The sequence below is a fragment of the Mycobacterium sp. E342 genome (assembly GCF_001667665.1).
In the GTDB taxonomy this organism is placed as follows: domain Bacteria; phylum Actinomycetota; class Actinomycetes; order Mycobacteriales; family Mycobacteriaceae; genus Mycobacterium.
Map to the genome: position 1 here is coordinate 1 of NZ_LZJM01000118.1, position 11,333 is coordinate 11,333.

General features: G+C 70.9%; 9 protein-coding genes and 2 pseudogenes. 7 read left to right on the plus strand and 4 right to left on the minus strand.

Annotated features, from left to right (window positions below; translation table 11 throughout):
* Positions 1-246, plus strand: a pseudogene (locus tag A5692_RS29735) (leucine zipper domain-containing protein); the annotation flags it as partial.
* A gap of 76 nt (positions 247-322) precedes the next feature.
* Here A5692_RS29735 and A5692_RS28105 read toward each other — a convergent pair.
* Positions 323-461: pseudogene (locus tag A5692_RS28105) on the minus strand (helix-turn-helix domain-containing protein); the annotation flags it as partial.
* Between the two features lie 100 nt (positions 462-561).
* A complete protein-coding gene (locus tag A5692_RS07625; RefSeq protein WP_067922156.1) occupies positions 562-1,026 on the minus strand; it encodes a tRNA (cytidine(34)-2'-O)-methyltransferase in 465 nt (154 codons plus the stop codon).
* Between the two features lie 17 nt (positions 1,027-1,043).
* On the opposite strand from A5692_RS07625, the gene A5692_RS07630 reads away from it, so the two are divergent.
* The 6 genes from A5692_RS07630 (at position 1,044) to A5692_RS07655 (ending at position 6,540) form a co-directional block, all read left to right on the plus strand.
* The gene (locus A5692_RS07630; RefSeq protein ID WP_068054187.1) at positions 1,044-1,649 is read left to right on the plus strand and encodes a bifunctional 2-polyprenyl-6-hydroxyphenol methylase/3-demethylubiquinol 3-O-methyltransferase UbiG; all 606 of its coding nucleotides are present in this window, start codon (positions 1,044-1,046) and stop codon (positions 1,647-1,649) included.
* Between the two features lie 251 nt (positions 1,650-1,900).
* The gene (locus tag A5692_RS07635) at positions 1,901-4,624 is read left to right on the plus strand and encodes an ATP-binding protein (protein WP_068054208.1); all 2,724 of its coding nucleotides are present in this window, start codon (positions 1,901-1,903) and stop codon (positions 4,622-4,624) included.
* Positions 4,621-5,019 (plus strand): serine protease inhibitor, encoded by a 399-nt coding sequence (locus A5692_RS07640; protein WP_068054190.1) that lies wholly within the window; start codon positions 4,621-4,623, stop codon positions 5,017-5,019. Before A5692_RS07635 ends, A5692_RS07640 begins: the two co-directional genes overlap by 4 nt.
* Positions 5,020-5,025: 6 nt before the next feature.
* Entirely contained in the window at positions 5,026-5,400 is a 375-nt protein-coding gene (locus tag A5692_RS07645; protein WP_068054192.1) for a DUF742 domain-containing protein, read from the plus strand.
* The gene (locus A5692_RS07650; RefSeq protein WP_369830276.1) at positions 5,381-5,977 is read left to right on the plus strand and encodes an ATP/GTP-binding protein; all 597 of its coding nucleotides are present in this window, start codon (positions 5,381-5,383) and stop codon (positions 5,975-5,977) included. The genes A5692_RS07645 and A5692_RS07650 overlap by 20 nt, the downstream gene beginning before the upstream one ends.
* A 20-nt stretch (positions 5,978-5,997) precedes the next feature.
* On the plus strand, positions 5,998-6,540 hold the full coding sequence (locus A5692_RS07655; RefSeq protein ID WP_068054211.1) for a pentapeptide repeat-containing protein: 543 nt from the start codon (positions 5,998-6,000) through the stop codon (positions 6,538-6,540).
* A 5-nt stretch (positions 6,541-6,545) separates the two neighbouring features.
* Here A5692_RS07655 and A5692_RS07660 read toward each other — a convergent pair whose 3' ends face one another.
* Together A5692_RS07660 and A5692_RS07665 are read right to left on the minus strand one after the other, a co-directional pair.
* Entirely contained in the window at positions 6,546-9,077 is a 2,532-nt protein-coding gene (locus A5692_RS07660; protein ID WP_068054201.1) for an ATP-binding cassette domain-containing protein, read from the minus strand.
* Positions 9,078-9,093: 16 nt separating this feature from the next.
* Positions 9,094-11,333 (minus strand): ATP-binding cassette domain-containing protein (locus tag A5692_RS07665; RefSeq protein WP_197514389.1); only part of this gene is annotated, 2,240 nt, incomplete at its 5' end.

Genomic DNA, 11,333 nt, shown 5'->3' on the forward strand with positions numbered 1-11,333 from the left:
GCCGCTGGTTGGCCGGCTGCGCATGTGGCTGAGCAACTGGGGATTTCGCGGGCAACGGTGTACAAGTGGCTGCGCCGGTATGCCCAGGGCGGCGATGCCGCGCTGGCCGACCGTTCATCGCGGCCGATCCGGATGCCTAACCGCACGAGCCATCGGGTCGAGCAGAAGGTGCTCGCCGCGCGCCGACGCCGTAAACGCGGCGCTGTTGTGCTCGCCGCCGAACTCGACCTGAATCCCTCGACGGTCGGGCGGATCCTGGCGCGCCACCAGGTGCCACATCTGAGTGCAATCGACCCAATCACCGGCGAGGCGGTGCGCTCATCTCGGCGCAGCCACTTGTACACCGTTGCCCGCGAAATCCCCAGTTGCTCAGCCACATGCGCAGCCGGCCAACCAGCGGCGACACGCTCAACGATCAGCCGACGAGCGAACACATTGGTACGGGCATTAGCGTGAGACACAAGGACCTCCTACGGGTGAATGCCAGACACATCCACTCCGTCAGGAGGTCCTCCCAATTTCAAGCAGGCACGCCGTTAACAACCTCCCGGGTCACGACAACTAGACCGCGCCCGAATAGCCATGCTGCCGCCAGGCCTCGTAGACCGCGACGGCCGCGGCGTTCGACAGGTTCAACGAGCGGCGGCCCGCCAGCATCGGGATGCGCACCCGCTCGGTGACGTGCGGGTCGGCCAGCGTCGCGTCGTCCAGCCCGTCGGGCTCGGGCCCGAACATCAACACGTCGCCGGGGCGGTAGCCGATGTCGGAGAACCGCGTGGTCGATTGCGCGGTGAACGCGAACACCCGCGCCGGCATCAGCGCGTCCCACGCGGCCGGTAACGACGGGTGGACCGTGACCGACGCCAGGTCGTGGTAGTCCAGCCCGGCCCGCCGGAGCTGGGGCTCGGACAGGTCGAACCCCAGCGGCTCGACCAGATGCAGTTCGCAGCCAGTGGCCGCCGCCGTCCGGATGGCGTTGCCCGTGTTCGGGGGAATGCGCGGGGAGTAAAACATCAGCTTGAACACAACGCGATAATGGTCGCATGGTCGAGCAGAGCCTCTGGATGCAGAAAGTCGCTGCCGATCCAGGACATTCGCATTGGTACATCGAGCGGTTCCGGGCGATGGCCCGCGCGGGTGACGACCTGGCCGGCGAGGCCCGCTTCGTGGACGCGATGGCGCCCCGCGGCGCCCACATTCTCGACGCCGGCTGCGGCCCCGGCCGCCTGGGCGGGCACCTGGCCGGCGCCGGACACCACGTCGTCGGCGTCGACGTCGACCCGGCGCTGATCGAGGCGGCCGAGCACGACCATCCCGGCCCGCGCTGGCTGGTCGGCGACCTCGCCGAGCTCGACCTGCCCGCCCGCGGCATCCCCGAACCGTTCGACGTGATCGTGTCGGCCGGCAACGTCATGGCGTTCCTGGCCCCGAGCACGCGGGGCCGGGTGCTGAGCCGGCTGCGCGCGCACCTCGCCGATCGCGGTCGGGCGGCGATCGGCTTCGGCGCCGGCCGCGACTACGCGTTCGCCACGTTCCTCGACGACGCGGCTTCGGCCGGGTTCGCGCCCGATCTGCTGCTGTCCACCTGGGACCTGCGACCGTTCACCGATGACTCCGATTTCCTCGTCGCCGTCCTGCGGCCGACCTGAAACCTTGACGGGCGCGTTTGCCAGAGTCGTGCGTCCGCGCGCCGGTCCACCTTGGAGAGGCCTGTCTGCTCAGTACGGATTCTGGTGGCCCGGGCCGCGGGCTGTCATACTCGTCGGATTGCCACGTTGACGCGCTCGCGCCCATCTGGCGTGGCACGGGTGGATTAAGCAGGAAGTCTCATGAGCCTCTCGTTTTCTCGAGCGCTGACCATTAGCGCAGCGGCCGGTCACGCGGCCGTGGCGACGTGACCATGTTCGCCCGCCCGGCCAACCCGGCCGAGGCGGCCGCCCCCGAGTCCGCACCGCCCCGCGCCGCCGACGCGGCGCCGGCCAAACGCCCCCGGACCTGGTCGCTGAGCAACTGGCCGGTCGGGTGGAAGGTCCTGGCGATCGTGCTCGTCCCGCTGCTGCTGGCAACGGTGTTCGGGGCGCTGCGCATCGAGGCCGCGATGGCGAACTCGAGTGCCCTGCGGCTGGCCGCGGCCCGGGCCGACGTGGTGCCGGTGATCACCAAATACATGTCGGCCCTCGACGTCGCCCTGGTGGCGGGCAGCACCGGGCGCGACGTCGAGGGGGCCAAGAAGAACTTCGAGGCCCGCAAGTACGAACTGGACACCCGGCTGCGGGACACCGACGTGACCCCGGAAGTCCGGTCCGGGGTGAACAACCTGCTCGACGGCGGCCAGATGCTGGTCACCAAGGCGACCGACAACGGCCTCGGTTTGCGCGAACGCGTGACCCTCTACGCCCCCATCCTGCTGACCGCGGAGGACGTCATCAACGCGTCGGTGCGGGTCGACGACGAGAAGATCCGCGCCCAAACCCAGGGGCTGAGCCGGGCGGTCGGGGCCCGCGGGCAGATGACGATGCAGAAGGTCCTCGTCACCCGCGGCGCCGACCTGCCCGAACCGCAACTGCGGACCTCGATGATCACCCTGGCCGGGACCGAGCCGTCGACGCTGTTCGGGATGAGCGAAGTCCTCGGCGCCGGTTCGCCCGAAGCCAAGACGCTGCAGCAGCAGCTGGTGAGCAGGCTGGCGATCATGTCCGATCCGGCCAGCGTGCTCGTCGACAACGCCGACCTGCTGCGCTCGATCCAGACCACCGACGAGATCGCCGAACAGATCATCAAGGACGCCACCGCCTCGGTGACCAAGTCCGTGCACGCCCAGGCCGCCGACAAGCGCAACGCCGCCATCGTCGACACCGTCGTGGTGCTGACCGCCATCGTGATCGCGCTCGTCGTCGTGCTGCTGGTGGCGCGCGCCCTGGTGCGGCCGCTGCGCGTCCTGCGTGACGGCGCCCTCAAGGTCGCCCACACCGACCTCGAGGAGGAGATCGCCCGGGTCAAGGCGGGCGGCGCCGAGCCGACGCCGCAACCGCTGCCGGTGTACACCACCGAGGAGATCGGCCAGGTCGCCCACGCCGTCGACGAACTGCACACCCAGGCCCTGCTGCTGGCCGGCGACGAGGCGCGGCTGCGGCTGCTGGTCAACGACATGTTCGAGACCATGTCGCGGCGCAGCCGCTCGCTGGTCGACCAGCAGCTGTCGCTCATCGACCGGCTCGAGCGCAACGAGGAGGACCCCGAACGCCTGGACAGCCTGTTCCGGCTCGACCACCTCGCCGCCCGGCTGCGCCGCAACAGCGCCAACCTGTTGGTGCTGGCCGGCGCGAAGCTCGCCCGCGACCAGCGCGACCCGGTGCCGCTGGCGACCGTGCTGAATGCGGCGGTGTCCGAGGTCGAGGACTATCGCCGCGTCGAGATCGCGGGGCTGCCCGACGACAGCACGCTGATCGGCGCGGCCGCCGGTGGCGCGATCCATCTGTTCGCCGAGCTGATCGACAACGCCCTGCGCTATTCGCCGCCCTCGACGCCCGTGCGGGTCTCGGCGGCCCGCGGCGGCGACGGGGGAGTCGTGGTGCGGATCGCCGACTCCGGCCTGGGCATGAACGACACCGATCGGCGCATCGCCAACATGCGGCTGCAGGCCGGGGGCGAGGTCAGCCCCGACAACGCCCGCCATATGGGCCTGTTCGTGGTCGGCCGGATCGCGGCCGGGCACGGCATCCGGGTCGGGTTGCGCGGCCCGGCGGCCAACGAGGCGGGCCCCGGCACCACCGCCGAGATCTACCTGCCGCCGGCCATCCTCGAGGGCACCGGCCAGCCGGTCCGCATCGCGCGGATCAGGGCGGTCTCGGCGCCCAGCGCCCAAGCCGATGCCCCGGACGTCGCCGAGGAACGGGCGCCCGAGCCGGCGGTCCGCGCCGCCGCCGACGACTCCGTGCCGCCGGTCACGCTGTTGCCGCGCCGCAACCCCGGTTCCAGCGGCATCACCGACGTGCCGGCCCAACCCGCCGAGCAGCAGCCCGCGCGGGCCCGGCGCGAGCTGCCCACCCCGTGGTGGGAGAGCGGGACCCCGGCCAAGCCGGCCGCCGCGGTGGCCCCCGCGGAGCCGGAGCCCGAACCCGCGCGGACGGCGTCGGACACGTCGGCGTTCTTCGCCGCGCGGTCCCGGGAGGCCGACAAGCCGGCCGCCCCGGTGCCGAGTGGGCCCGGTCCGTCGATTCCGGCCGCCCCGCACGGCGCGGCCGCCCCGGCCGACGACGACGTGATCTACCGGCGGATGCTGTCGGAGATGCTGGGCGATCCGCACGACCTGGTCAACAGCCCCGACCTGGACTGGCAGTCGGTGTGGGACCGCGGCTGGACCCTGGCCGCCGCGGCCGAGGACAAGCCCGTCGAGTCGCGCACCGCCGAGCACGGCCTGCCGGTCCGCACTCCCGGCGCCCGGCTGGTGCCCGGCGCGGCCAACGGACTGTCCGAGCAGGACCAGCCGACCCCCGCCCGGGAGCCGCAGCACGCGGCCGCGGGCCGCGATCCCGAGGCGGTTCGCGCGTCGTTCAGCAGTCACTTCGGCGGGGTGCGCACCGGCCGGTCGCACGCCCGCGAGCAGGGGGATGATCAGGAATGACGGCGCCCGGCAATTCACTGGACTGGCTGGTGACGCGATTCGCCCGCGAGGTTCCGGGGGTGGCGCATGCCCTGCTGGTCTCCGTCGACGGGCTGCCCATCGCGGCCAGCGAGCATCTCCCGCGCGAGCGCGCCGACCAGTTGGCCGCCGTCGCCTCCGGCCTGGCCAGCCTTGCGACCGGCGCCGCGCAGCTGTTCGAGGGCGGTCAGGTGCTGCAGTCGGTGGTCGAGATGCAGCACGGCTACCTGCTGCTGATGCGCGTCGGCGACGGCTCGCATCTGGCCACCCTGGCGGCGACGTCGTGCGACATCGGTCAAATCGGCTACGAGATGGCCATCCTGGTGGAACGGGTCGGGGGCGTGGTGCAGTCCACCCGCCGGTCTGGCGTCTCGTGAGCCGCGATGGACGAACGCGAGCCCCGGCCGACCGCACGTAGAGGGAATCTGGTCCGCCCGTACACCCTGACGGCCGGGCGGACCGGCACCGACGTCGACCTTCCCGTGGAAGCGCCGATCCAGACGCTGCAGGCCGGGCTGGCTCACCAGTGGCTCCCCGAGGATGCGAAAGGCAAGATCATCCAGTTCTGCGTCGGCAGCCCGTCGGTCGCGGAAATCTCTGCCCGGCTGGATCTTCCGCTCGGCGTCACGCGCGTCCTGGTCGGTGATCTGGTGTTGTCCGGCTACCTTCGGGTGCACAAGACGTTGTCCGAGCGTTCGACCAGAGATGAGCGCCACGAACTGATAGGAAGGACGCTGCGTGGCCTTAAGGCACTCTGAGGGGCACCCCGAGATGGAACAAGACGGAGCCCACGCCTCGACCAAGATCGTCATCGCGGGCGGATTCGGCGCCGGCAAGACGACGTTCGTCGGGGCGGTGTCGGAGATCATGCCGTTGCGCACCGAGGCGATGCTCACCGACGCCTCGACCGCCGTCGACGCGCTGGAGGCCACCCCGGACAAGCGGACCACCACGGTCGCGATGGACTTCGGCCGGATCACCCTGGACGAAGACCTGGTGCTGTACCTGTTCGGCACGCCGGGCCAGCGGCGGTTCTGGTTCATGTGGGACGACCTGGTTCGCGGCGCCATCGGGGCGATCGTCCTGGTGGATTGCCGGCGGCTGGAGGACAGCTTTGCCGCGGTCGACTTCTTCGAGCACCGCAACCTGCCGTTCCTGGTCGCGGTCAACGAATTCGACGGTGCGCCACGCTATCCCGTCGCGGAGGTGCGCGAGGCGCTCACATTGCCCGCGCACATCCCGGTGATCACGGTCGACGCCCGGGATCGCCGGTCGGCGACCGACGCGCTGATCGCGGTCAGCGAATACGCCCTGGCCAGTCTGACGGCCAATTGACGGAGTTGCGAAGCGGGTCGATCGCCACCGATCGCCACTTCGAAGGTCACGACTTCACCGACGAGGACCTCAGCCGGTGGCAGACCGAACGGGTCGTGTTCGACGAGTGCAACTTCAGCGGCGCCAACCTGGCCGAGTCGCAGCACAGCGGGTCGGCGTTCCGCAATTGCACGTTTAAGCGAACGTCGTTGTGGCACAGCGAGTTCGCCCAGTGCAGCATGCTGGGCTCGGTCTTCGTGCAGTGCCGGATGCGGCCGATCGCCTTCGACGAGGTCGACTTCACGCTCGCGGTGCTCGGCGGTAACGACCTGCGCGGCGTCGACCTGAGCGGCTGCCGGCTGCGGGAGGCCAGCCTGGTGGAGGCGGACCTGCGCAAGGCGATGTTGCGTGGCGCCGACCTGTCCGGCGCGCGGACGACGGGCGCCCGGCTGGACGACGCCGACCTGCGCGGCGCGACCGTGGATCCCTCGTTGTGGAGAACCGCGTCGCTGGCGGGCGCCCGCATCGACGTCGGCCAGGCGGTGGCCTTCGCGGCGGCTCAGGGCTTGCGCCTCGACGGCTGATCGGCTCAGTGCTTGAGCCGGATGCGCCAGCGCACCAGCGCGGCATAGCCGACCGACAGCGCCGCGAGCATGCCCATGTCGAACAGCCAGGCGCCCGGCGTGTGCTGGAAGTGGCTGTCCCGCGGGCTCTGCGGCCCGGGCGCCACGGTCCACAGGTCGACCGTCGACGCCTGCGCGGCGTACCCCCACCGCGACGGCACCGCCCAGGACAGCTGGTCGAGGAAGATCCGGTTGGTGACCGGCACCATCCCGCCGGACAGCACCATCTGGCCCATCAGCGACACCACCAGCAGCGGCATGATCTGCTCGTTGGAGCGCGCCAGCGCCGACAACAGCAGGCCCAGCATCGCCGCGGCCACACAGGTCGCCGCGACGGCGACGAACAGCTCGAGCGTGGCGTTCCCGAGCAGCACGGCCGGCCGCGTCGGGGTGCCCTTGCCGACCACCACGATGGCCGTGGCGATCGCCGCCTGGACGACGGCGAACACGCAGAACACCGCGATCTTGGCCAGCAGGTAGGCCGTGGTGGACAGCCCGACCGCCTGCTCGCGCCGGAAGATCGGGCGCTCGCCGATGAGGTCGCGGATCGTCAGCGCGGTGCCCATGAAGGCCGCGGCCATGGTGAGCAGCGTCAGGATCGTCCCGGCCTCGCCGGCCGAGTCGCTCGTCGGGTCGGCATAGCCGAAACCGGTGTGGCCGGGAACGGTCAGCGACAGCGCGCCCATCACGAACGGCAGCAGCGCCAGGAACACGAAGTAGGCGCGGTCGGCGACCACCAGGCGCACCTGGCGGCGGGCGATGGTGGAGAACTGGTGCCGCATGCTGGTGCGCGGCGGGGCGCCGAGGTCGGCCGGCGCCTCCGTCTCCACCGGTGGCGGGGGTTTGTTCTGCGCCAAGAATCGGCGGTTGGCCTCGTCCGGGTCGGCGCCGACCTTCGCGAAGATCTGCGCCCAGTTGGTGGTCCCCATGGCCGCGCCGATCTGGCCGGGCGGGCCCAGGAAGGCGGTCTTGCCGCCGGGTGCCATCAGCAACACCTGGTCGCACACGTCGAGGTAGGTCAGCGAGTGGGTGACCACCAGCACCACCCGGCCCGCGTCGGCCAGCTGGCGCAGCATCGTCATCACCTGCAGGTCCAGCGCCGGGTCCAGGCCCGAGGTCGGCTCGTCGAGGATCAGCAGCGACGGCCCGGTGAGCAGCTCGAGCGCCACCGACGCGCGCTTGCGCTGCCCGCCGGACAGCTTGTCCACCCGGGTGTCCGCGTGCTGGGTCAGCCCGAGCTCGTCGAGCACCTGCGCGACGACCTCTTCCCGGTCGGCCTTGGTGGTGTCCGGCGGCAGCCGCAGCTCGGCCGCGTAGCCGAGGGCCTGGTTGACCGTGAGCTGGCGGTGCACGACGTCGTCCTGCGGCACCATCCCGATCCGGGTCCGCAGCGACGCGTACTCGGTGTGGATGTTGTGGCCCTCGAAGGTGACCAACCCGGAGGTGGGGGTGGCATACCCGGCGATCAGCCGCGAGAGCGTGGTCTTGCCCGCACCGGACCCGCCGATCAGGGCGGTCAGCGTGCCCGGGCGGGCGGTCAGCGAGATCTTCTGCAGCAGATTCTTGCCGTTGACGCTGAAGTCGACGCCGCGCACCTCCAGGCCGCCCGTGCGCGCCGCCGCCTCCTGGCGGCGGACCAGGATGCCGCCGGAGAACACCAGGTCGACGTTCCCGATGGTCACCACGTCGCCCTCGGACAGCACGGCCGACGCCGCCTTGACCCCGTTGACGAAGGTTCCGTTGCTGCTGTTGGCGTCGCGGATCTCGGGGCCCGCCGGGGTCGGCGTCAGAAACGCGTGATGGCGCGAGGCCAGCACGTCGTGAATGACGATGTCGTTGTCGAGTGCGCGGCCGATCCAGGCGGCGCGGCCCGGCCGGTCGGTCACCCGCTCGGATTCGGGCCCCAGGTTCTTCACCCGCGTGGTCGGGAACTCCGCCACCTGGCCGCTCACGCCGATCTGGGTGGGCTGGTTCATCTCGGGCGGCCCGGCGGACTGCGGCACCGATCGGGTCGCGGCGTCGGGCCGGACGATCGGCACGGCGGTGGTGCGGTTCGGGCCCTGCCAGGGGCGCGGCTGGGGCGGGGCCGGTGGCCGCGGGCCGGCCGGCGGCGCGCGGTGGGCGTCGACGGGCGGTGTGATGACCGGGATCGACTCCGTGGTCGGCGGGAGCATGCCCACGGTCCCGGTGTGGTGGCCGATTTCGAACGTGATCCGGGGGCCGTCGGGCTTGCCGATGTTGAGGGTCTGGCCGTCCACGATGTCGACCAGTGGCACCCGCTGGCCGTTGAGATAGATCCCGTTCAGCGAACGGTTGTCCAGCGCAACCCACTTGCCGTGATCGAAGCGCAGCAGCAGGTGCGCGCGGGCGATCAGGGGGTGCGCCAGGCGCAGGTCCGCGCGCAGGTCGCTGCCGACCACCACGTCGCGGCCGGCCGCGAAGCTGCCTTTCGATCGGTCGGATCGAACGGTCAGCACGGGCTCGGCGGCTTGCGTCATCGGAGCGGCCGCGGGCTCAGCGTTTCAGCCGGATGTGCCACCGGACGAAGCCGGTGTAGGCGACGGACAGGAACGCCAGCATGGCCATGTCGAACACGAAGATGTGTTTCGAGTGCTGCCAGATCGGGTCGTTGGTCGGGATCTGTTTGACCTTCACCAGCGACGGAAAGTCGATCGACGAGGCGCCCGCCGCGTATCCCCAGCGCGCGGGCGTCAGCCAGGCGAGCTCCTCGAGGCCGAAGCGCTGATAGACGGGGATCATGCCGCTGGAGAACACCAGCTGCGACATGATCGACACCACGAGCAGCGGCATGATCTGTTCGTTGGACTGCGCCACGGCCGACAACAACAGGCCCAGCATCGCCGACGCCACACAGGTGCCGGCGACGGTGACGAACAGCGAGAACGTGGAGTTGCCGAAGAAGGGCGGGTGTGCCGTCGGCGCCCCCTTGCCCAACCGCACGATGATGGTCGCAATCGCCGCCTGCAGCGTCGCGAAGACACAGAAGACCGCGATTTTGGCCAGCAGGTAGGCGGAGGTGGACAGACCGACGGCCTGCTCCCGCCGGAAGATCGGGCGCTCGCCGATCAGGTCGCGAATGGTCAGCGCGGTCCCCATGAAGACGGCGCCGATGTTCAACAGCACCATGATGTACTGCGGCTGCGTGGGCGCCGGGCCGAGCGGGTCGGCCGGGCCCAGGCCGGGATGCGGGCCCTTCACCGTCAGCGACAGCGCCCCGATGAGGAACGGCAGGATCGCCAGGAAGATCGTGTAGCCGCGGTCGGATATGACGAGTCGAACCTGGCGGCGGGCGATAGTGGACAGCTGCCGCCACAGGTCGGTCTTCGGTGGCTCGCCCAGGTCGGCCGGGCTTTGCGGGGAGGGTGGCCGGGAAGACTGCTGGTTGCGCTCCTTGAACCGGCGGTTGGCCTCGTCGGGGTCGGCGCCCACCTTGGCGAAGATGTCGGCCCAGTTGCGGGTGCCCATGGCCGCCTCGACCTGGTCGGGTGGGCCGCAGAAGGCGGTCTTGCCGCCCGGCGCGACCAGCAGGATCTGGTCGCAGACGTCCAGGTATGACACCGAGTGGGTCACCACCAGCACCGTGCGACCCGCGTCGGCGAGCTGGCGCAGCATCAGCATGACCTGACGGTCCAGCGCCGGGTCCAGGCCGGACGTCGGCTCGTCGAGCAGCAGTAGCGACGGCTGGGTGAGCAGTTCGAGGGCCACCGAGGCCCGCTTGCGCTGGCCGCCGGACAGCTTGTCGACCCGGGTCTCGGCGTGCTTGGTCATGTCCAGTTCCTCGAGGACCTGCGCGACGACCTGGGCCCGCTCGGTTTTGCTGGTGTCCGGCGGCAGCCGCAGCTCGGCGGCGTAGTTGAGGGCCTGGTTCACCGTCAGCTGGCGATGCACGACGTCGTCCTGCGGGACCATCCCGATCCGGCTGCGCATGGTCGCGTACTCGGCGTGAATGTCGTGGCCCTCGAAGGTCACCGAGCCCGACGTGGGGCTGGTGTAGCCCACGATCACCCGTGACAGCGTGGTCTTGCCGGCACCCGACCCACCGATGATGGCCGTCAGCGTGCCGGGCCGGGCGGTCAGCGAGATGTGGTCGAGCAGTTGCTTGTTCTGGTCGACGGTGTAGCAGACGGAGTTGACCTCCAGGCCACCGGAGCGGGTCGCGGCCTCGGTACGGCGGAGCAGCTCGCCTCGGGTGAACACCAGGTCGACGTTGCCGATGGTGACCAAGTCGCCCTCGGTCAGCACCGCGGACCCCACCCGCACGCCGTTGACGAAGGTCCCGTTGACGCTGTGCGCGTCGCGGATCTCGGTGCCCAGCGGCGTTTGGGTCAAGAACGCGTGATGCCGGGACGCGAGGACGTCCTGGATGACGACGTCGTTGTCGGTGGCACGTCCGATCGTGAGCGCACCGGAAGGCTTCTGTAGCGACCCGGTTCGAGAAGGCCTCAGCGCCTGGAACATCTTGGTCGCCAGGTTCGCCACTTCGGGCGGCTTGGCGGCGCTGCGCGACATCTCGGTGTGCGGGGACACCTGCGGATGCGGCGGGAAATTCGGCGGTGGCGGCGGGGCGGCGGTCGCCCGCCCACCGCAAACCGAATCGATGGGCATACCGGTCGCGGCGCATCCGGGTGGGACGGCGTGGTCCGCCGCCCCGGCCGGGCCCCCTCCGGTCGCCGCGGCGGCGACGCCCAGTTGGGCGGACGGCCCCCCGGAACTGGCGGGGGGCCGGGCGGGGC